A 20,574-nucleotide genomic window follows, 5' to 3' on the forward strand; every position below is an offset into this window, starting at 1 on the left:
GCTTCTTATTGTTCTTGGTCTCTTCAGCCAAGAATGGCTGGAAGATTCAGATCGTGCTCGCGCGCGCAGTCGAGCGCGATGTCATAGCCGGCATCGGCATGGCGCATGACGCCGGTTGCCGGATCGTTCCACAGGACGCGCTCGAGGCGCCGGTCGGCATCCTCGCTGCCGTCGCAGCAGATCACCATGCCCGAATGCTGGGAAAAGCCCATGCCGACGCCTCCGCCATGGTGCAGGCTGACCCAGGTGGCGCCCGAGGCGCAGTTGAGCAGCGCATTCAGCAGCGGCCAGTCGGAGACGGCATCCGACCCGTCCTTCATCGCCTCGGTCTCGCGGTTGGGCGAGGCGACCGAGCCCGAATCGAGGTGGTCGCGGCCGATGACGACCGGAGCCTTCAGCTCGCCGTTGCGGACCATCTCGTTGAAGGCGAGGCCGAGGCGGTGGCGGTCGCCGAGGCCGACCCAGCAGATACGCGCCGGCAGTCCCTGAAAGGCGATGCGTTCCCGCGCCATGTCGAGCCACTGGTGAAGGTGTGCGTTGTCGGGCAGCAGCTCCTTCACCTTCTGATCGGTCTTGTAGATGTCCTCCGGATCGCCGGAAAGGGCCGCCCAGCGGAACGGGCCGACGCCGCGGCAAAACAGCGGGCGGATATAGGCCGGCACGAAGCCCGGGAAGGCAAAGGCGTTCTCCAGCCCTTCTTCCAGCGCCACCTGGCGGATGTTGTTGCCATAGTCGAGGGTCGGCACGCCGGCGTTCCAGAAGTCGACCATGGCCGCCACATGCTCGCGCATCGAGGCGCGGGCCGCCTTCTCGACCGCCTGCGGATCGCTTTCCTGCTTCGTGCGCCATTCGCCGACGTTCCAGCCCTTGGGCAGGTAGCCGTGGATCGGGTCATGGGCCGAGGTCTGGTCGGTGACGATGTCGGGACGCGGGCCGCCAGCCTTCATGCGTTCGACCAGCTCGGGGAAGATGTCGGCGGCGTTGCCGATCAGCGCCACGGACTTGGCCTCACCCGCCTTCGTCCAGCGCTCGATCAGGGCGAGCGCCTCGTCGAGCGTGTGGGCCTTCTCGTCGACGTAGCGGGTGCGGATGCGGAAGTCGGCGCGGGTCTCGTCGCATTCCACCGCCAGGCAGCAGGCGCCGGCCATGACGGCGGCGAGCGGCTGGGCGCCGCCCATGCCGCCGAGACCGGCGGTCAGGATCCACTTGCCCTTGAGGCTGCCTTCGTAGTGCTGGCGCCCGGCCTCGACGAAGGTCTCATAGGTGCCCTGCACGATGCCCTGGCTGCCGATGTAGATCCACGAGCCGGCGGTCATCTGGCCGTACATCATCAGCCCGGCCTTATCGAGCTTGTTGAAATGCTCCCAGGTCGCCCAGTGCGGCACCAGGTTCGAATTGGCGATGAGCACGCGCGGCGCGTCCTTGTGGGTGCGGAACACGCCCACCGGCTTGCCCGACTGCACCAGCAGCGTCTCGGTCTCTTCCAGCGATTTCAGCGCGGCGACGATCTTGTCGAAATCTTCCCAGGTGCGCGCGGCGCGCCCGATACCGCCATAGACAACCAGCTCATGCGGGTTTTCGGCCACGTCCGGATGCAGGTTGTTCATCAGCATCCGCAAGGGGGCTTCCGTGAGCCAGGACTTGGCGTTCAGCTCCGTGCCCGTCGGCGGAAACACGTCGCGGGAATTGTGGCGGGGATTGGTCATGAGGCGCCTCCGGTGGTCAGGCTACCGTCGAGCGCCAGGCGCTCCAGACGGGCAAGGATTTCGCGAAGATGGACGCGCAGGGCGTCAGCCTTCTCCGCGTCGTAGGCAAAGGGTGCGCTTTCGCTCGCCAGATGGGTCGATTGCGCAAGCTCCATCTGGATGGCGTGGACATTGTCGGCCGGGCGGCCGTAGTGGCGCGAGGTCCAGCCACCCTTGAAGCGGCCGTTGACGATGCTCGTGTAGCCTTCGGCCGCCGCGCAGACCTCCGCCACCGCCTGTTCGATCAGCGGATGGCAGGTGGTGCCGGTGTTCGTGCCGATGTTGAAGTCGGGAAGTGTGCCGTCGAACAGGAACGGGATGTGCGAGCGGATCGAGTGGCAGTCATAGAGGATGGCGACGCCATGGATCGCCTTCACCCGCTCGATCTCGGCGGCAAGGGCTGCGTGATAGGGGGCATGGAAGGTCGCGCGGCGGGCGGCGATCTCCGCCTCGTCCGGGGCTTCGCCCTCTTTCCAGATCGGGTCGCCGTCGAAATCGGTCGTGGGCACCAGCCCGGTGGTGTTCTGACCCGGATAGAGGCTCGCCCCGTCTGGCCCCCGGTTGGCGTCGATGACGTACCGGTGGAAGGTGGCGCGCACGCTGGTGGCATCCGCGAGCAGGCCTTCGTAGAGCGTGTGGATGTGCCAGTCCGTATCGGCAAGCTCCAGGCCGCGCATGTTGAGCCGGCTGGCGATCTCCGCCGGGACATGGGTGCCGGTGTGCGGCAGGCCGAGGATGACGGGGCTGGAGCCCTGGCGGACTTCGATCGGGTTCATGCGGCATCTCCAAGAACGAGAAGGGGCGTGCCGCTCGCTGCCTGGCAGAGCGCGCGGCTGGCGACGAGCCTTGCAGCCCTGTCGAGGTCCGGAGCCATGTAGCGGTCCTCGGTGAGGGGGGCAACCTCGCTCCGCAGGCAGGCGATGGCTGCCTTCAGCGGACCGCTCGTCGCAAGCGGCGCGCGGTGCTCGACGCCCTCCGCGGCGCAGAGAAGCTCGACGCCGAGGATCACGGCGAGGTTCGCCGTCATGCGGCCGAGCCGCCGGGCGCCGTGCGCGGCCATGGAGACATGGTCTTCCTGGTTGGCGCTGGTCGGGGTGGAATCGGTCGAGCAGGGATTGGCGAGATGCTTGTTCTCGCTCATCAAGGCCGCCGTCGTTACCTCGGCGATCATCATGCCCGAGTTGAGGCCGGGATCACGGGCGAGGAATGGCGGCAGGTCGAACGAGAGCGTCGGGTCGACCATCAGCGCCACGCGGCGCTGGGCGATGGCCCCGAGCTCGGCGACCGCAAGCGCGATCTGGTCGGCGGCGAAGGCCACCGGCTCGGCGTGGAAATTGCCGCCCGAGACGATGCGGCCCTCGTCGATCAGCACCAGCGGGTTGTCGGTCGCCGCATTCGCCTCGATCTCGAGCGTGCGCGCGGCCATGCGCAGCAGATCGACGCAGGCCCCGGCCACCTGCGGCTGGCAGCGGATGCAATAGGGATCCTGCACGCGGCTGTCGCCGGTGCGGTGGCTTTCGCGGATCTCGGAGCCCTCCATCAGCGCGCGCATGGCGGCGGCCACCTCGATCTGGCCGCGATGGCCGCGCAGCGCGTGGATCTCGGGCAGCAAGGGGGCGGTCGAGCCCATGATCGCGTCGGTGGAAAGGCTCGCGGTGACGAGCGTTGCCTCGGCGAGACGCCAGGCGTCGAAAAGCCCGGCAAGGGCAAGCGCGGTGGAAAACTGGGTGCCGTTGATGAGCCCGAGGCCTTCCTTGGGTCCCAGCGTCACCGGCGACAGCCCCGCCCGCGCCAGCGCCTCGCGGCCCGGCAGACGCTGGCCGTCGAGTTCCGCCTCGCCCTCGCCGATCAGAACGGCGGTCATATGGGCAAGCGGGGCAAGGTCGCCGGAAGCGCCGACGGACCCCTGCGAGGGCACGCAAGGGGTGACGCCGGCGGCCAGGCACCCTTCGATCAGTTCCATCACCTCGAAGCGCACGCCCGAGGCCCCGCGCCCGAGCGACAGCAGCTTGAGCACCATCATCAGCCGGGTTGTCGCCCGCTCCAGCGTCTCGCCGACGCCGCAGCAATGGGAGAGGATGAGGTTGCGCTGGAGCTTCGCCGTGTCGCCGGAGGCGATCTTGACGCTGGCGAGCTTGCCGAAGCCGGTGTTGACGCCATAGACCGCCTCATCGCCGCCGGCCGCCTCGGCGACGCGGCTTGCGGCAAGATCGATGGCGGGCCGCGCCGCCCGGTCGATGACGACCGCGAGGCTGTCGCGGTGGATCGCTTCCAGCTCGGCCAGGGTGACCGTGCCCGGCGTCAGGGTGAGGCTCGTCATGATGGGATCCCGAAGATGCGCTCGTGAAGGGGATTGAAGCCGATGCGGTAGGAAAGCTCCGCCGGCTCGTCGATGTTCCAGACCGCAAGGTCGGCGATCCTGCCGGCTTCCAGCGTGCCCAGGTCGGCGGCGAGGCCGAGGGCGCGTGCGGCCTCGCGGGTGACGCCGGCAAGGGCTTCCTCCGGCGTCATGCGGAAGAGGGTCGCGGCCATGTTCAGCGTCAGCAGCAGCGAGGTCAGCGGCGAGGTGCCCGGATTGCAGTCGGTGGCAAGCGCGATGGGCACGCCGGCGCGCCGCAGCGCGGCAACCGGGGGAAGCTGCGTCTCGCGCAGCGTATAGAACGCGCCCGGCAGCAGCACCGCGACCGTGCCCGCCTTCGCCATGGCGTCGATGCCCGTCTGCGAGAGGTATTCCAGGTGATCGGCGGACAGCGCCGCGTAGCGAGCCGCAAGCGCCGCGCCACCGAGGTCGGAGAGCTGTTCGGCGTGGAGCTTCACCGGCAGCCCGAGCGCTGTCGCCCGGTCGAAGACCCGGGCCATCTCCTCGGTCGAGAAGGCGATGCCCTCGCAGAAGCCGTCGACCGCGTCGACGAGGCCTGCGGCATGGGCCGCGTCCAGACCCGGCAGCACCACCTCGTCGATGAAGGCGCCCTGGCGGCCCTTGTAGTCGGCCGGCACCGCGTGGGCGCCGAGATAGGTGGTGACGATGCGGATCGGGCGTTCCCGCCCGAGACGGCGGGCGGCGGCCAGCATCTTGATCTCGTCGGCGACGGTAAGGCCGTAGCCGGACTTGACCTCGAGCGTCGTGACGCCCTCGGCGATCAGCGTGTCGAGCCGGGGGAGGGCGGAGGCGACGAGTTCGTCCTCGCTCGCCGCGCGTGTCGCGGTGACGGTCGAGACGATGCCGCCGCCGGCGCGTGCGATCTCCTCGTAGCTCGCCCCTTCGAGCCGCATCTCGAATTCGCGCGCACGGTTGCCGCCATGGACAATGTGGGTGTGGCAGTCGATGAGACCCGGGGTGACGAGCCGCCCGCCCAGGTCGCGCGACGGCCAGGCCGAGAAATCGGTGGGCAGTTCCTCTGCCGGACCGCACCAGGCGATGCGACCGTCTCCGCCGACGGCAAGCGCCCCATTGTCGACCAGCCCGTAGGCCGTGCCACCCTTGCGCATGGTGGCAAGCCGTGCCCCGGACAGGACCGTTCCGGTCGTCTCCGCCGTCGTTTTCATCGTCTGTCCCCATCCCTGTCCGGACCGCGGGGCGCACCCCGTGTCCGGCTGTCGCGGCCGTTTTGCCCGGCCTTCAACTGAGAAATATGTATTTGTGAAATTAGGATATGTATGTACATAATTGTCAATCCTGAAAATGAGGCGAGCATGACGCGGATTTGGGCAGAGACGGCCTTGCTGGCAGATGGGTGGGCAGGCAAAGTTGCGGTCGACATGGACGAAAGTGGGCGGATTTCCGCCGTTTCAACAGGTGTCGAGCGGGCGGCGGCGGATGCCGGGAGGCATGTCGGCGTGCTGCTTGCGGCCCCCGCCAATCTTCATTCCCACGCCTTTCAGCGGGCGATGGCCGGCCTGAGCGAGCGTCGCGGGCCGGGCGCGCATGACACGTTCTGGACTTGGCGCGAGATCATGTATCGCTTCCTCGCCGCCTTCACGCCCGAGACCATCGAGGACGTCGCCGCCTTCGTGCAGATGGAGATGCTGGAGGCCGGCTATGCCGCCTCCGTCGAGTTCCATTATGTCCACAACCAGGCGGACGGGACGCCCTATGCCGACCCGGCGGAGCTGTCGCGGCGGATCGTGTCGGCGGCCGGCGTCTCCGGCATCGGGCTGACGCTGCTTCCGGTCTATTACGCCACCGGCGGTCTCGACGGCCGCCCGCTGGCCGGCGGGCAGGTGCGCTTTCGCTCCGATCTCGACGGCTTCGCGCGGATCGTGGAGGGTGCGGAAGACGCGGTGAGGCGGCTTTCGCCCGATGCGCGCAGCGGCATCGCGCCGCATTCGCTGCGTGCCGTTCCGGCCGCCGATCTTGCCCGCGTCGCGGCGATGCGCCCCGACGCGCCTCTGCACATGCATATCGCCGAACAGACCGGCGAGGTGGAAGAGGTGCTCGCCGTCCATGGCCGTCGCCCGGTGGAATGGCTCTTCGACAATCACGCCGTCGACGCGCGCTGGTGCCTGATCCACTGCACCCATCTGACAGCCGGGGAACGGCGCGCGATCGCGACGAGCGGTGCGGTCGCGGGCCTGTGCCCGATCACCGAATCGAGCCTCGGCGATGGCATCTTCGATGGAGCGAACTATCTGGCCGAGGGCGGGGTGCTGGGCATCGGATCGGATTCCAACATCCGCATCGCCCTTTCGGAGGAACTTCGGACGCTGGAGTATTCGCAGCGCCTGCGCGACCGGCACCGGGCGGTGCTGGCGACCCCCGAGCGCTCCTGCGGACGCCGGCTCTACGACGAGACGCTGAAGGGCGGTGCACGCGCCGCCGGCCGCGACAGCGGCGCTCTCGCGGTCGGCCGGCTCGCTGATCTCGTGGCGCTCGATGGCGGTGCCCTGCACCTGGAGGGATTGTCCGGCGACGCGTTGCTCGACGCCTGGATCTTTGCCGGCGACGACCGCGTCGTCAGCGATGTCTGGGCGGCCGGACGGCATGTGGTCGCGGACGGCCGCCATGTGCGCCGGGCGGCGATCGAGGCACGCTACCGCAAGGCGATGGCAGGCCTGAGGGCCGCGCTTTGACGGGACCCGCGCGGGGCGGGGCGGGCGGGCCTGTCGCCCCCGCCGCACCTGCTGCCCGCGCGGCAGGGTCCTTTCGCGTCATCAAGACAGAGATCCTGCGGCGCATCCGCGACAAGATCTGGCAACCGGGGGAACTGATTCCCGGTGAGGAAGAGCTTGCCCGCGAGTTCGGCTGCGCGCGACCGACCGTGAACCGGGCGCTGCGCGAGCTTGCCGAGATCGGTATCGTCGAGCGCAAGCGCCGCGCCGGCACCCGCATCGCCGAGCACCCCTTGCGCGAGGCGCGGCTCGAGATCCCGATCGTGCGCGACGAGGTCGAGGCGCGCGGCGCCACCTACCGTTTCACCGTCCTGACCCGCGAGGCGCTGCCACCGCCCGAGCCGATCCGCGCCCGCTTCAGCCTCGGTGCGGACGCGCCGATGCTGCATGTGCGCTGCCTGCATTCCGCCGACAGCCGCCCCTGGCAATATGAGGACCGCTGGATCAATCTCGATGCGGTTCCCGAGATCGCGGACGAGCGCTTCGAGCACTTCAGTCCGAACGAATGGCTGGTGCGCAACGCGCCGTTTTCGGAGATGGAGATCGTGCTCGGCGCAACCGCGGCGCGGCCCGAGGAGGCCGACCTTCTCGACATCCGCGACGGCGATCCGCTCTTCGTCTTCGAGCGCAGCACCTGGCTCCTCGACCAGCTCATCACCCATGTCCGCATGCTCCACCGCGCCGACTACCGGATGGTGTCACGGTTCTGAACCTCGCCTGACTTCCCCAACCTCAAATCTGCAAGTCGCTCGTCTGAATAAGGAAGCCCCATCATCACCTTGGGAGGTGGCGAGGGTCCGGGCGGCTTCGGGATCTGGTCGCGCCCGTCGGGCTCCCGGTGTCGCTGTAGAAGGATGGTCTGGACGCCAGTCCGGCCGTTCCGGGCATCGACGATCCCAAGACCAGCGCCGTTCCCGTCTTGATCGCGCGCCGCTTCGCTGGCAGGATCGTTTACATCATAAACGATTTCCGTGCGTACTCCCGGGAGGAAACGGAGCGTGCCCGGAAAGAGGACGGGCTTGTGCCGCCGCCGGTGGCAAGAGCCCGTACGAGGGGAGGAGACAGCATGAAGCCCATTGCCCATCTTGTTGCGGCGTCGTCGATTGCCGCCATTGCCGCGTTCGCAGCCGCGCCCGCGTTCGCCCAGGAAGTGACCCTGCGCGTCCACCAGTTCCTGCCCGCGCAGGCGCCGGTGCCGAAGAACTTCATCGCACCCTGGGCGGAGAAGGTGGAGAAGGAGTCCGGCGGGCGGATCAAGATCGAGCTTTACCCGGCCATGCAGCTCGGCGGCACGCCGCCCTCGCTCTATGATCAGGCCAAGGACGGGGTCGTCGACATCGTCTGGACGCTGCCCGGCTACACGCCGGGCCGCTTCCCCGGCACCGAGGCGTTCGAGCTGCCGTTCATGGCCGCCAAGGCGGAAACCACCAGCCAGGCCTTCTGGGACTTCTACGAGAAGTATCTCAAGGACGAGTTCAAGGATGTCCACCCGATCGCCGTCCATGTCCACGGGCCCGGCCTGCTGCACGTCAAGGGCGAGGGTGTCACCAGTCTCGAAGACATGAAGGGGCTGAAGCTGCGCGGCCCCACGCGCCAGACCAACGCGCTGCTCGGTGCGCTGGGCGCGACGCCGGTGGGCATGCCGGTGCCGGCCATGCCCGAGGCGCTTTCCAAGGGCGTGATCGACGGCACGGTGGTGCCCTGGGAGGTGACGACGCCGCTGAAGGTGGCCGAGCTGGTCGACAGCCACACCGACTTCGAGGGGACGCGCGGCCTCTACACCGCGACCTTCGTCTTCGCCATGAACAAGGAAAAATACGAGAGCCTGCCGGATGACCTGAAGAAGGTGATCGACGACAATTCGGGTCGTGAGGTGTCGAAGTGGGTCGGTCGCGTCATGGACGAGGGCGATCTTCCCGGCATCCAGGCGGCGGAAAAGGCCGGCAACACGATCCGCAAGCTGCCGCCGGAAGAGGTGGCTCGCTGGAAGGAAGCGGCCGAGCCGGTCATCGCAGCCTGGATCGAGGAGATGAACGGCAAGGGCTATGACGGCGCCGCGATGGTCGCTGATGCCCGTGCGATGATCGCCAATTACGCCGGCGCCGAATAGGCTCCGCCACCCCGAAGCGCCGGCCCGTCGTGAGATCGACGGGCCGGCACCCGTCTTCGCCCGTTTTGTTCGCCCGGCCGGGGCGGCAACCAGCCTTGTCTTGAAAGCGAATTCCATGACCGTGCTCATTGCGGGCGCCGGCATCGCCGGTCTGACCCTTGCCCTTTCCCTGGAACGTATCGGTGTGCCGGTGCAGATCTACGAGGCCGTGCGCGAGATCCGGCCGCTCGGCGTCGGCATCAACCTGCAGCCCCACGCGGTGCGCGAGCTCGACGAGCTGGGCCTGCTGGAAAATCTCGACGCCATCGGCCTCAGGACGCAGGAAGTCGCCTATTTCTCCAGCCATGGGCAAAAGGTCTGGGCGGAGCCTCGCGGACTGTCGGCCGGCTATGACTGGCCGCAATTCTCGGTTCACCGGGGCGAGTTGCAGATGATGCTGCTCGAGGCGGTGCGCGCGCGGCTGGGGTCCGATGCGGTGCGCACCGGCGTTGCCGTCGAAGGCTGGCGGCAGGTGGAGGACAGGGTCGAGGTCGACCTTCGCGCCCGCCCGACGGGCGCGGCACTCGGCACGGCGCGCGGCTCGATCTTCGTCGCGGCCGACGGCATTCATTCCGCCGCGCGCGCCGCACTCTATCCCGACGAGGGGCTGCCGTCATGGGGCGGCATCGTCATGTGGCGCGGCATCACCCGCGGACCGCGGTTCCTGACCGGCCGGACCATGGCCATGGCCGGATGCAAGCCGCGCAAGTTCGTCTGCTATCCGATCGAGGACATTGTTCTGGACGACGGCACACCCGGGTCGCTGATCAACTGGATCGCCGATCTGCGCATGCCCGAGGATCACCTGTGGCGGCGCGAGGACTGGAACCGGCCGGGTGATCGGACGGACTTCCTGCCCCGGTTCGCCGACTGGCAGTTCGACTGGCTGGACGTGCCGTCGGTGATCGGGGCGGCAGAGGCGATCTACGAGTATCCCATGGTCGACCGCGATCCGCTGCCGCGCTGGACCCACGGGCCGATGACGCTGATGGGTGACGCCGCCCATCCGATGTACCCGATCGGATCCAATGGCGCGAGCCAGGCGATCCTCGACGCCCGCGTGCTGACCCGCGAGATCCTGCGCCACGGAGCGAACGAGTTCGCGCTGATCGACTATGAGGCGGAGCGCCGGCCGGCAACGGAACGCATCGTGCTGGCCAATCGCGCCGACGGGCCGGACGCGATCCTCGACGTGGTGGAGGAACGCGCGCCCGAGGGGTTCCTGCACATCCATGAGGTGCTGTCGCGCTCGGAACTGGAGGATGCGGCAAGCGGATACAAGAAGCTCGCGGGCTTTGACGTCGACGGCCTCAACCGGCGCGCGCCGATCGTTCCGCCGGACGCGATCCTCGGCCTTTGATGCGCCCGCTCCCGCAGCCCACGCCCGAGGCCGCCACCGTTGATCGCGGCTGTCTCGACGATCTCGCCGGCCATCTTTTGCGCCACGCCTTCCTGCGCGGCCAGCAGGTCTTTGCCGAGGTGTTCGAGGGCGAGGGGCTGACGCCGTTCCAGTTCATGGTGATGGAACTGGTCGACAAGAACCCGGGCATCACCCATCGGGACGTCGCCAGCGCAATGTCGAGCGTGCCATCCGTGCTGACGACCGCGCTGAAGCCGCTGCTGGCAAGTGGCCAGCTGGAGCGGATCGCCGTCGACGGCGACGGACGGCGCGTCGCCTATCGGCTCTCGCGGCAGGGGCGGGACAGCTTCCATGCCCTGCGTCCGCGCATCGCCAAGGCCGAGGACAGGCTCCTGGCCGGCTTCGATCCGGCCGCGCGCTCGGCTTTCCTCGCGGCGCTGAGAAGCATCGCCGGACGCAGCGGACCCAGATAGGCCGCGCCCTTCAGGATCGGTTTACCATTCCTCATAGTTTCGTGTTGCGTTAAGTAATTTTGACGGCGCCTGTCGTAGGGTCCCCGGCGTATCGATTGCGCTAGTTCGCAGTCTGCTTTGATCGGCCGGGTGGCCTCCCCGAACGGAATTCGACGGTGCTTGAAGTTCTCTCCTGCGTGACGGGCGACCACAATCTTGTCCTCGTGGCGGTGGCTGCGGCGATCTGCGTGGCTGGCGCCTGGGCAAGTTTCCGGCTGTTTGTGCGCGCGCGCGACACGACCGGCTGGACCCGCTCCGGCTGGCTGTTTCTCACCGGCATGACCGCGGGCTCGGCGATCTGGTGCACCCATTTCGTGGCGATGCTGGCCTATGGGACCTCCGCCGCCTTCTACTTCGATCCGGTGTTGACCATCGTTTCGCTCTGCGTCGCGGTGGCCGGCACCGCGGCCGGCTTCGCGCTGGCCAGCAGCGGCCGCCTGCGGCTCGCGCCGGAGGCCGGCGGCGCGCTGATCGGCCTCGCCCTGGTCTCGATGCACTACATCGGCATTGCGGCCTATCATGTCGACGGGTTGATCGCCTGGGACACCTCCTTCGTCATCGCCTCCATCGTTGTCGGCATCGCCTTCTCCATGCTGTCGCTCAACCGGGTCATGCGGCCGGTGACGACCTGGTGCCGCCGTGGCGCCAAGGCCTCCTTCGTTCTGGCCATCGTCAGCATGCATTTCACCGCGATGACGGCGATGCGGATCACGCCGTTGCGCCCGGTGCTTTCGCCAGGGGAGGATTACGTCTGGGTGCTGGCGCTGGCCGTCGCCCTGGTGGCGGTCATGGTGATCGGCATGGGCGTGGTGATCGCGCTGATCGACCACGATACGCGCACGATCGCGGACGCCGACGTGACGCGTCTGACCGAATTCGACCCGCTGACCGGTCTTGGCTCGCGCACCCGCTTCACCCGCCTGCTGCAGGACGGTTGCGCCTGTGTCGACGCCGATGAGGGGCTGCTCTGCCTGGTGCTTGTCGATCTCGACGAGTTTCATGTCGTCAACGACCTGCGCGGCCAGCTCGCCGGCGACGCTTATCTCGCGGCGCTCGGAGCGCGGGCGAGGGCGTGGCTGGAGGACGCGGGAGAGGCGGCCGAGGTGGCGCGCATCGGCGGCGACGAGTTCGCGGTGCTCAAATGGGTCCCGCACGAGGCCGCTGTCGACGACCTGGTGGAACGGATCGCCCTGTTGTTCGGTTCGCCTGTGCGCGCCTCGGGCACGATGCTCGCCTGTTCCGCGAGCCTTGGCGTTGCGCTTTATCCCGAGCACGGCCTCAGCCCGTCCGACCTGCTGGCCAACGCTGGTGTCGCCCTTGGCCGGGCCAAGAACAACCGCCTCGCGCCGGTGCAATATTGCGATGCGGTGATGGACACGGCCGAACGGGGCCGCCGGGCCCTCGCCGTCAGTCTGCGCGGTGCGCTCGATCGCGGCGAGCTCGAGGTGTATTTTCAGCCGCAGATGGATGTGCCGGCCCGCCGGCTGGCGGGAGCCGAGGCGCTGGTTCGCTGGACCCACCCGCAACATGGCTGCGTGTCTCCGGCCCGCTTCATCCCGATCGCCGAGGAAAACGGATTGATCGTACCCATCGGCGAATGGGTGCTGCGCGAGGCGTGCCGGCAGGCGAGGGGCTGGGACGAGCCGGTCAAGGTCGCCGTCAATCTCTCGGTGGTGCAATTGCAGCAACCCGATCTTGTCACCCGCATTGCCGCGATCCTGGAGGAAACCGGCATCGACCCGGCCAGGGTCGAGCTCGAGGTGACTGAAACGGCGCTGATGGCCGACATGGAGCGCTGCATCGAGGTGCTTCACGCGATCAGGACGCTCGGCGTGGCCATCGCCCTGGATGATTTTGGAACCGGCTATTCGGCGCTGTCGAGCCTGCGCGTCTTTCCCTTCGACCGGATCAAGCTCGACCGGGACTTCGCCCGCGATCTCTCCGCCTCGGCGGAGGCACGCGCGATTGTCCACGCGGTCCTCATGCTGGGCGAAACCCTGGGCACGCCAGTGCTCGCGGAAGGGGTCGAGACGGAGGAACAGCTCGCCTTCCTGCGCGCGGCCGGATGCCCGACGATCCAGGGCTACCTCTATGCACGCCCGCTCCCCGCAGCCGCGATGCATGATTTCGCGAAGGCCGGCCACCGCGAACGGGAAACCAGGCTGTCGGGCCTTTTGGCCGGAGCAGGGGTGCCTCCGGAATTGATGACGGCCGAGGCCTGAGCGAGGCGCGCGCCTGCCCGTGAAAGGTCTTTCCCCGCCACGACTTGCACCGCTGCATTGCCTTGCTCCTGCCGCCGGAAAGCCGCTCCGAAATCACCTTAGAATAATTTTAATGTATTGATTTCTATGCAATAATAACTTGACTCAATAACTCAATATAGCATTACTGCCGCGTGGTCGGATCTGGCCACATCCTTTGATGGCGGGGCCTTAACCCTCGTTGATTGGAGGTCGGAATGTTTGAACGAACGGATACCCGCGCCATGCCCGACAGGGCCGGAGCGGATGAGCATGCCGAGCGCCTCGTTGTCGACGGGCTGCGGTATTGGCTTGCGGGCTATGGCTCTGGAAGCATCGACTCCTGGGAGCGGGCCTGGAGCCTCTATGCGGGCGAACTTGGCGTTGCGCGTGCCCGCGTCGTGGTTTCGGGGCTTTCCTGTTATGCGCGCGCGCTTAACGGCTTCGCCAAATGCGGCTTCGAGATGCTTGCGTCCGGCTGTCCGCGCCGATGCGCCCACGAGTGCCTTGCCGTGGCGCTTGTCGCTGCCTGGCAGCGCGGGCGGCGCGAGGAGGCGGCCGGCATCGCCGACGAGCTTGTTGTCGCGCAGGGACTGCCGTCGACGCTGGAGGCGGCCGCGAACTTCTCGGATGTGCTGCGCCGGGCGGAGCTTCTGCTTCCGCACGCGCTGGATGGCGGGCGCCTGCGCTGCGGGTTGGCCCGGCATGTTCCGGCCTCGGCGACACGCCACTGATCTTCACCGCCGGGGGTGCCCGGCAACACCGGATGCGTCACCGCGGGGGGCGCCCAAACGATCCTGGGATGGGAACTGACACGATGAGAAAGACACTGCTTCTGGCATCCATCGCGGTGCTCGCGCTGGCGCCCTTGCGCGCTTCCGCCGCCGAGCCGGCCGAGGTTGTCTCGGGTTATGCCGACATCGCCGCCGCGGTTTATGGCGAGTCGCTGACAAGCGCGCAGGCGCTCTCCGCGGCCGTTGACGCTCTTGTCGCCAATCCCAGCGACGAGACGCTGAAGGCGGCCCGCGACGCCTGGCGCGCCGCGCGCCGTCCCTACCAGCAGACCGAGGTCTACCGCTTCGGCAACGCCATTGTCGACGAATGGGAGGGCAAGGTGAATGCCTGGCCGCTCGACGAGGGTCTGATCGACTACGTCGACGCCGGCTATGGCACCGAGAACCCGGAGAACGCGTTCTACACCGCCAACGTCATCGCCAATCCGAAGCTGAAGGTCGGCGGCAAGGAAATCGATGCCACCGAGATCACCCCGGCGCTGCTCGCCGAGCAGCTTCAGGAGGCCGGCGAGATCGAGGCCAATGTCGCCACCGGCTACCATGCCATCGAGTTCCTGCTTTGGGGCCAGGACCTGAACGGCACCGGCCCGGGTGCCGGCAACCGCCCGGCAACGGACTTCGACACCGCGAACTGCACCAACGGCAACTGTGACCGCCGCGCCGCCTATCTGAAGGCCGCGACCGAGCTTCTGGTTTCCGACCTGCAGGAAATGGCCGATGCGTGGAAGGTCGGCGGCGAGGCCCGCAAGGAGCTTGCCGACAAGGGGGAGGCCGGCGGTCTCGCCACGATCCTGACCGGCATGGGCTCGCTCTCCTACGGCGAGCTGGCGGGCGAGCGCACCAAGCTCGGCCTCATGCTGCACGACCCGGAGGAGGAGCACGACTGCTTCTCCGACAACACCCACATGTCGCATCTCGACGACATCATCGGCATCCGCAACGTTTGGGTCGGCACCTATGATGGCTTCGACGGCAAGCCGGTGAAGGTTGCCTCGCTCAAGGATCTCGTCGAGGCGAAGGATCCGGCGCTTGCCGCCGAGGTGACGGCCAAGCTCGACGCAACCGTGGCCGCGGCCGAGAAGATGCGCGCGCGTGCCGAGACCGTGGAAGCCTACGATCAGATGATCGGCGAAGGCAACGAGGCGGGCAACGCCGCCGTCCAGGCCGTGGTCGACGCGCTGATCGACCAGACCCGCTCCATCGAGCGCGTCGTCGCGTCCCTCGGCCTCGAGGAAGTCGCCTTCGAGGGCTCCGACAGCCTCGACAATCCGGGCGCGGTCTTCCAGTAAGACCGGCCTTCGGGAAAAGACATGGGAGGCGGCTGTCGACGAGGGGCCGCCGCCTCCTCTCCCTCGTCAACCGGGTTGGAGGGAAACCGGTACCGGAACCCGAGTGATATGCCGATTCCACGTCTTTTGAGCCTGACCGCCTGCGTGGCGGTCGCAGCACTTCTTGCCACGTCCGCTGCCCAGGCCGCCGATCTGTCCCACCGGGACGACCTTTCGCCGCGCGACCGCGCGCGCGTTTCCCGCGTGCTTGCGCCTCCGACGGACTGGAGCGCGCCGGAGGCATTCGAGGCCATGGCCGGTGGCGCCACGACCTCCTCGAAGCGCGTCAACGCCAACGCCTTCTCCTTTCCTTCCGCCAATCTTTCCTTCGAGGACCAGCAGCGCTTCGCCCTGGGCAACGGCCTGTTCCGCAAGTTCTGGGTATCCTCGCCGTCCTCGACGCAGGCTTCCGACGGGCTGGGGCCGCTCTACAATGCGCGCTCCTGCCAGGGGTGCCACCTGAAGGATGGCCGTGGCCATCCGCCGCGCACCGGCGAGGAGCCGGTCTCCCTTTTCCTGCGGCTTTCGGTGCCGGCTGCGACCGCCGAGGAGCAGGCGCGTCTCGACAGTCACGAGGCGCTGGTGCTGCCGGAACCGACCTATGGCACCCAGTTCCAGACCTTCGCGGTGACCGGACTGCCGGCGGAAGGAAAGCTCGCCGTTTCCTACCAGGAGCGTGAGGTCGAGCTTGGCGATGGCACGCGCGTGTCCCTGCGCGTTCCCTCCTACATGATCTCCGAGCTGGCCTATGGCCCGCTCTCGGACAAGGTGATGATCTCGCCGCGCGTCGCCCCGCAGATGATCGGCCTCGGCCTGCTGGAGGCGATCCATCCAGGCGACATCGAGGCGCAGGCCGATCCGCGGGACGCCGATGGCGATGGCATATCTGGCCGCGTGAGCCGTGTGCGCGACCCGAACACCGGCGAGATGGTCATCGGCCGCTTCGGCTGGAAGGCCTCGGAACCGACGGTCCGGTCCCAGTCGGCCGGCGCTTTCGCCGGCGACATCGGCATCTCGACGCCGGACCGGCCGCAGCCTTTTGGCGACTGCATGCCGGCCCAGACCGCCTGTTTCTCCATGCCGACCGGCGAACAGGCCAACCTTGGCGAGAGCGAGGCGCCGGATCCGGTCATGGAACTGGTCGACTTCTACTCCCGCAATCTCGCCGTGCCGCGCCGCCGTGATGTCGGCGACGCGCAGGTGCTTGCCGGCAAGAAGCTCTTTTCCGACTTCGGCTGCGCCGCCTGCCATCGGCCGAAATACGTGACCACGCGCACGGCCGATATCGAGGCCCACCGCTTCCAGCTGATCTGGCCCTACTCGGACCTGCTGCTGCACGACATGGGCGAGGGGCTTGCCGACAACCGGCCGGCGGGCACCGCGTCGGGGCGGGAATGGCGCACGCCGCCGCTCTGGGGCGTCGGCCTGACGCAGACCGTTTCCGGCCAGGAGACCTATCTCCACGACGGGCGCGCCCGCACGCTGGAGGAGGCGATCCTGTGGCATGGCGGCGAGGGCGAGGCGTCCCGGGCGGCCTATGCCGCCGCCGAAGCGCGGGACCGGGAGGCGCTGATTCGCTTCCTTCGCTCGCTCTGACGCGCCTGGCGGGCGGACCCCAGCGCGAGCAGGTCCTGACACCCCTGCGGAGATAACTTGTTCATGCTGCGACAGAACCGCACTTGCAGGCGGAGCGTTCGGGCGCGAAAACAGGAACGCATCGCAAGCCCCGCGCCAGGACGGGTGGCGGGACCCGGCGGGCAACATGAGGAGACCGTGATGAGCGCAGATCCACAGGCCATGTCCGCTGGCGACCGCGGCGGGACAGCAGACGCGCGCGTGCGACGGACGGCAGGCAACCGCCGCGCCGCCCTTCTGGCGCTGCCGATTCTGATCGCCGGCCTTGCCGGGCAGGCGCTGGCGCAGGACGCGCCCCCCGCGGACAAGGGGATCGACTATTCCGTCTTCGTGCCCCGCCTGATCGAGCGCTTCGCCGTGCCGGCGGCCGAGGACCTCGGCACCCGCCTGGTGACGCTCGAGACGGCCATCAACGCTGCCTGCGCCGCCGATCTCGACGCGGCGGCGGGCAAGCGGGCGCGCGCCGATTTCGCCGCCGCATTCCGCGCCGCCGTCGTTGCCCATGGTCATCTGTCCACCCTGCGGATCGGCGCGCTCGCCGACGAAAACCGGGCGGAACGGCTGGCCTTCATCCCTGATTCGCGCGGCGTCGTGCGCCGCCAGGTGACGCGGCTCGTGGCCGCAGGCGATCCCAGCGCGCTGCAGGCGTCGAGCCTGCGCGACAAGAGCGTGGCGCTTCAGGGACTGACGGCGCTGGAATGGATCGCCTACGACAAGGACGGGGTGGTGACGCTGGGCTCCGCCGGCAAGCCCGAGAGCCGCGACTACGTCTGCGGCTATGCCCGTGCGCTCGGCGAACGGCTGATCGAGACCGCCGGCGAGGTGAGCAAGTCCTACCGCGATCCGGATGGGCAGACGGCGCTGCTGCTGACCCCCGGCCCGGACAATTCGCTCGCCAAGACCGACAAGGAAGCCTCCGGGTTCGTCTTCAATGCCCTGCTGACGGCGCTCGAGCTGTCGCGCGATCAGGTCGTCGCGCCGCTGCTGGCGGAAGGGCCGGCTGCCGCGCGCGCCGCCCGCGTGCCTTTCGCCCGCTCGCACACGGCCTTCGATCATCTGGCTGCGACGCTGGATGGCTTCGCCGGGGCGATCAATGCCGCCGGGTTCGCCGATGCGGACTCCGACGCGCAGTGGATCGGCAACACGGTTTCCTTCGAGGCGCGCAACGCCGGACAGGCGCTGGGCGCGATCTCGCCCGACCCGCTTGCGGCACTTGAGGACGAGAAGGACCTTGGCAAGCTCGCCTATGTCCGCACCGTGCTCGATGGCTTGCGGCCGATGATCGCTGGCGAACTGGCCGGCTATCTCGATTTCAAGGGAGGCTTCAATGCGCTCGATGGAGATTGACCGCAGGCGGTTGCTGCTCGGCACCGGAGCCGGGCTGGCGGCGCTCTCCCTGCGTGGGCCCGCCGCCTTCGCCGCCGATGCGTTGGCGCTCGATGCGCAGGATCCGCTCTTCGCGGGGGCACGGCGCGAGGCGGACGGAACTCATTCGGTCGTGGTCACCGGTCTCGACGGCATGGTGCGGGTCAAGATCGCGCTGCCCTCTCGCGGCCATGACGTCGCTGTTTGCCCCAGGAGCGGGCGTTGCCTTGTCTTTGCCCGCAGGCCGGGCACCTTCGCGGTGCTGTTCGATCCGCTCGGACGGCAGGAGGCGCGCACGATCGCGGCCGTGCCGGGTCGGCATTTTTATGGGCATGGCGTGTTTTCGGCCGACGGGCGGCTGGTCTTTGCCACGGAGAATGATTTCGAGACGCCGCGCGGCGTCATCGGCGTCTATGACGTCTCCGGCCCGAATCCGCAGAGGATCGGGGAGGTGTGGAGTGGCGGCATTGGTCCGCACGACATCCTGCCGATGCCGGACGGCAAGACGCTGGTTGTCGCCAACGGCGGCATCGAGACCCACCCGGATCGGGACCGGGAAAAGCTCAACATAGCCACCATGCGCCCCAACATCACGCTCATCGACCAGCCCAGCGGTTCGATTCTGGGCATCACCGAGGCACCGAAGAACCTGCACCAGCTTTCGCTCCGGCACATGGCCGTGGGCGCCGGCACCAAGGTCTGGATCGGCGGCCAGTACGAGGGGCCGCAGGACGACACGCCGCCGCTGATGGCCTGCTTCGACGCCTCAACCGGCAAGCTCGCGACGCATGATGTTCCCGACGCTCTGGCGGGCAAACTTGCCAATTACGTCGGTTCGGTCACGCTCAGCCATGATGGCGCGCTCGTTGCAGCCTCCTGCCCGCGCGCCGGCAGGGTACTTTATTTCAATGCCGCTGACGGCGGTTTCGTCGCCGCGCAGCAGCGCAGCGACGCCTGCGGTCTGGCGGCGCTCGACCAGGGTGCATTCCTGATTTCCGACGGGCAGGGAGGCTTGAGCGAAAGCGCCGACCTCGCCGGCGCGCCGGCACTTCTTGCCGCGACGCCGGGCGTTGCCTGGGACAACCATCTGGTCGCCATCGCCCCGGCCTGAGGCGCAGGGCCGGCGCGGTCAGACCGCGTCGGCGAATTCGATCTCGGCCATCATGTCGCCGGCCAGGGTCTCGAGCGCGCGGGCAAGGTCGCCCGCCTCGAGGTCGACCGGCAGCACCACGTCGATCTCGGCGCGGAACATGCGCTCGCCGCTCATCGAGCCGGCATAGGCCTCCGTCTCCAGATCGGTGATGCTGACGCCCTTGGCGGCGAGCATGGCCGACAGCGCGTGCACAATCCCCGGGTGATCCTGGCAGATGACGGCGAGGTGCGCCGGATGGCCGTGGCGCTCGCTCGACGCCTCGCCGCGCTTCAGCGTGGTGATGATGCCGTCATCGGCCAGGGCGGCGAGATCCGCCTCCAGCGCCGCCGCGCGCGAGGCCTCCGCCTCGACCCGCACGATGCCGGCGAAGGCCCCTGCCAGCCGTGACATGGAACTCTCGATCCAGTTGCCCTCATGGGTTGCGATCACGCTGGAAAGCCGTTCGACCAGCCCGGGCCTGTCGTCGGCGATCACCGTCAGGACGAGCGAAATCATCTGCATGGCGGTCCGGTCCTCCCTGGCCCTTTCGCGGCGTTTGCCCGCCGCTGTTTCGTCAGACTAGAGGAAGCTCCGCGCCGCGTCACGCGGTGCGGCGTCGCATATCACATCGCCTAGTCGCGGGGCGGACGGGAGGAGAAACCGAAGGCGGCGGTGTAGAGTTTTTCCGCGATCAGCGACAGGCGCGCCAGGATCCGCACCGGCAGCCGGGCGAGCGAGGGCACCACATCGTGGCAGAAGGCGACCTTGCGGACATAGTCGGGCACATGCCACTCGTACCAGTCGTAGGCTGGGAAATAGGCTGAATCGCCGGCGTGAAGCTCTCGTGTCTCTCCGTCCGGTCCGGTGACGATCACCGAGCCCTCGAGGATGTAGACCGCTTCGTCGCAGCCGAAATACCAGTGGAAACGCCCGGCCGTGCAGTCCCATACCGACATATTGGCGCTGCGGTCGTCGCCTTGCGCGAGCGTCAGCGCACGGGCGCTCGGCTCGCCTTCCAGCACCCAGTCCGGGTTGATCGGCGCGGGCTGCAGCTCGAGCCCGTCGAGACGGGCGAGCGTCAGGCCGGCGGGCGTGCGGTCGGCTTGCGCGGAAAACGGACGCGCGGCGGGGTCCTGGGCCGGCTTTGCGGTGGCGTCCTGGGTGGCTTGCGTCCTTGCGGGCGTCGTCATTTTGCGTCTTCCCTC

Annotated in this window: 17 protein-coding genes; 11 read left to right on the top strand and 6 right to left on the bottom strand. The window is 68.2% G+C overall.

Annotated features, from left to right (window positions below; translation table 11 throughout):
• Window positions 1-23: 23 nt before the first annotated feature.
• The 4 genes from hutU to hutI are packed head-to-tail and all read right to left on the bottom strand — an operon-like array spanning window position 24 to window position 5,291.
• On the bottom strand, window positions 24-1,706 hold the full coding sequence (gene hutU / locus ACN0WF_RS06735) for a urocanate hydratase (RefSeq protein WP_417772033.1): 1,683 nt from the start codon (window positions 1,704-1,706) through the stop codon (window positions 24-26).
• Entirely contained in the window at window positions 1,703-2,521 is an 819-nt protein-coding gene (hutG, locus tag ACN0WF_RS06740; protein WP_417772034.1) for an N-formylglutamate deformylase, read from the bottom strand. Before hutG ends, hutU begins: the two co-directional genes overlap by 4 nt.
• The gene (gene hutH / locus ACN0WF_RS06745) at window positions 2,518-4,065 is read right to left on the bottom strand and encodes a histidine ammonia-lyase (protein WP_417772035.1); all 1,548 of its coding nucleotides are present in this window, start codon (window positions 4,063-4,065) and stop codon (window positions 2,518-2,520) included. Before hutH ends, hutG begins: the two co-directional genes overlap by 4 nt.
• Window positions 4,062-5,291 (bottom strand): imidazolonepropionase, encoded by a 1,230-nt coding sequence (gene hutI / locus ACN0WF_RS06750; protein WP_417772036.1) that lies wholly within the window; start codon window positions 5,289-5,291, stop codon window positions 4,062-4,064. The genes hutH and hutI overlap by 4 nt, the downstream gene beginning before the upstream one ends.
• A gap of 147 nt (window positions 5,292-5,438) precedes the next feature.
• Here hutI and ACN0WF_RS06755 point away from each other — a divergent pair, with 147 nt between their 5' ends.
• The 11 genes from ACN0WF_RS06755 to ACN0WF_RS06805 all read left to right on the top strand — a co-directional run bounded on the left by ACN0WF_RS06755 (window position 5,439) and on the right by ACN0WF_RS06805 (window position 19,348).
• Window positions 5,439-6,815 (top strand): formimidoylglutamate deiminase, encoded by a 1,377-nt coding sequence (locus ACN0WF_RS06755; RefSeq protein ID WP_417772037.1) that lies wholly within the window; start codon window positions 5,439-5,441, stop codon window positions 6,813-6,815.
• A complete protein-coding gene (locus ACN0WF_RS06760) occupies window positions 6,812-7,564 on the top strand; it encodes a UTRA domain-containing protein (protein WP_417772038.1) in 753 nt (250 codons plus the stop codon). Before ACN0WF_RS06755 ends, ACN0WF_RS06760 begins: the two co-directional genes overlap by 4 nt.
• Window positions 7,565-7,920: 356 nt before the next feature.
• A complete protein-coding gene (locus ACN0WF_RS06765; RefSeq protein WP_417772039.1) occupies window positions 7,921-8,964 on the top strand; it encodes a TRAP transporter substrate-binding protein in 1,044 nt (347 codons plus the stop codon).
• Window positions 8,965-9,079: 115 nt separating this feature from the next.
• Window positions 9,080-10,363, top strand: a complete 1,284-nt coding sequence (locus tag ACN0WF_RS06770) for a flavin-dependent oxidoreductase (protein WP_417772040.1) — start codon at window positions 9,080-9,082, stop codon at window positions 10,361-10,363.
• Entirely contained in the window at window positions 10,363-10,836 is a 474-nt protein-coding gene (locus tag ACN0WF_RS06775; RefSeq protein WP_417772041.1) for a MarR family winged helix-turn-helix transcriptional regulator, read from the top strand. The genes ACN0WF_RS06770 and ACN0WF_RS06775 overlap by 1 nt, the downstream gene beginning before the upstream one ends.
• Window positions 10,837-10,991: 155 nt before the next feature.
• Window positions 10,992-13,097: a putative bifunctional diguanylate cyclase/phosphodiesterase gene (locus ACN0WF_RS06780; RefSeq protein WP_417772042.1), complete on the top strand. Its 2,106-nt coding sequence runs from the start codon at window positions 10,992-10,994 to the stop codon at window positions 13,095-13,097.
• Window positions 13,098-13,333: 236 nt separating this feature from the next.
• Window positions 13,334-13,849 carry a hypothetical protein gene (locus tag ACN0WF_RS06785; protein ID WP_417772043.1) on the top strand — a complete coding sequence of 172 codons (516 nt, stop codon included), beginning with the start codon at window positions 13,334-13,336 and terminating at the stop codon, window positions 13,847-13,849.
• An 83-nt stretch (window positions 13,850-13,932) separates the two neighbouring features.
• Complete coding sequence (locus tag ACN0WF_RS06790; RefSeq protein ID WP_417772044.1) at window positions 13,933-15,198, top strand: imelysin family protein; 1,266 nt, start codon at window positions 13,933-13,935, stop codon at window positions 15,196-15,198.
• Between the two features lie 108 nt (window positions 15,199-15,306).
• Window positions 15,307-16,833 carry a di-heme oxidoredictase family protein gene (locus ACN0WF_RS06795; RefSeq protein WP_417772045.1) on the top strand — a complete coding sequence of 509 codons (1,527 nt, stop codon included), beginning with the start codon at window positions 15,307-15,309 and terminating at the stop codon, window positions 16,831-16,833.
• Between the two features lie 180 nt (window positions 16,834-17,013).
• Window positions 17,014-18,219, top strand: a complete 1,206-nt coding sequence (locus ACN0WF_RS06800) for an imelysin family protein (protein ID WP_417772046.1) — start codon at window positions 17,014-17,016, stop codon at window positions 18,217-18,219.
• Window positions 18,200-19,348 carry a DUF1513 domain-containing protein gene (locus ACN0WF_RS06805; RefSeq protein ID WP_417772047.1) on the top strand — a complete coding sequence of 383 codons (1,149 nt, stop codon included), beginning with the start codon at window positions 18,200-18,202 and terminating at the stop codon, window positions 19,346-19,348. Before ACN0WF_RS06800 ends, ACN0WF_RS06805 begins: the two co-directional genes overlap by 20 nt.
• A gap of 18 nt (window positions 19,349-19,366) precedes the next feature.
• Here the strand turns inward: ACN0WF_RS06805 and ACN0WF_RS06810 are convergent, their stop codons facing one another.
• Together ACN0WF_RS06810 and ACN0WF_RS06815 are read right to left on the bottom strand one after the other, a co-directional pair.
• Complete coding sequence (locus tag ACN0WF_RS06810) at window positions 19,367-19,891, bottom strand: glycine cleavage system protein R (protein WP_417772048.1); 525 nt, start codon at window positions 19,889-19,891, stop codon at window positions 19,367-19,369.
• Between the two features lie 110 nt (window positions 19,892-20,001).
• Entirely contained in the window at window positions 20,002-20,559 is a 558-nt protein-coding gene (locus ACN0WF_RS06815; RefSeq protein ID WP_417772049.1) for a cupin domain-containing protein, read from the bottom strand.
• Window positions 20,560-20,574: the final 15 nt, after the last annotated feature.

This window comes from Stappia sp., assembly GCF_048268045.1.
Classification (GTDB): Bacteria; Pseudomonadota; Alphaproteobacteria; order Rhizobiales; family Stappiaceae; genus Stappia.

Coding starts and splice junctions, on each gene's coding strand:
- hutU (WP_417772033.1), bottom strand. CDS start 1,706: ATGACCAATCCCCGCCACAATTCCCGCGACGTGTTTCCGCCGACGGGC.
- hutG (WP_417772034.1), bottom strand. CDS start 2,521: ATGAACCCGATCGAAGTCCGCCAGGGCTCCAGCCCCGTCATCCTCGGC.
- hutH (WP_417772035.1), bottom strand. CDS start 4,065: ATGACGAGCCTCACCCTGACGCCGGGCACGGTCACCCTGGCCGAGCTG.
- hutI (WP_417772036.1), bottom strand. CDS start 5,291: ATGAAAACGACGGCGGAGACGACCGGAACGGTCCTGTCCGGGGCACGG.
- ACN0WF_RS06755 (WP_417772037.1), top strand. CDS start 5,439: ATGACGCGGATTTGGGCAGAGACGGCCTTGCTGGCAGATGGGTGGGCA.
- ACN0WF_RS06765 (WP_417772039.1), top strand. CDS start 7,921: ATGAAGCCCATTGCCCATCTTGTTGCGGCGTCGTCGATTGCCGCCATT.
- ACN0WF_RS06770 (WP_417772040.1), top strand. CDS start 9,080: ATGACCGTGCTCATTGCGGGCGCCGGCATCGCCGGTCTGACCCTTGCC.
- ACN0WF_RS06775 (WP_417772041.1), top strand. CDS start 10,363: ATGCGCCCGCTCCCGCAGCCCACGCCCGAGGCCGCCACCGTTGATCGC.
- ACN0WF_RS06785 (WP_417772043.1), top strand. CDS start 13,334: ATGTTTGAACGAACGGATACCCGCGCCATGCCCGACAGGGCCGGAGCG.
- ACN0WF_RS06790 (WP_417772044.1), top strand. CDS start 13,933: ATGAGAAAGACACTGCTTCTGGCATCCATCGCGGTGCTCGCGCTGGCG.
- ACN0WF_RS06795 (WP_417772045.1), top strand. CDS start 15,307: ATGCCGATTCCACGTCTTTTGAGCCTGACCGCCTGCGTGGCGGTCGCA.
- ACN0WF_RS06800 (WP_417772046.1), top strand. CDS start 17,014: ATGAGCGCAGATCCACAGGCCATGTCCGCTGGCGACCGCGGCGGGACA.
- ACN0WF_RS06805 (WP_417772047.1), top strand. CDS start 18,200: ATGCGCTCGATGGAGATTGACCGCAGGCGGTTGCTGCTCGGCACCGGA.
- ACN0WF_RS06810 (WP_417772048.1), bottom strand. CDS start 19,891: ATGCAGATGATTTCGCTCGTCCTGACGGTGATCGCCGACGACAGGCCC.
- ACN0WF_RS06815 (WP_417772049.1), bottom strand. CDS start 20,559: ATGACGACGCCCGCAAGGACGCAAGCCACCCAGGACGCCACCGCAAAG.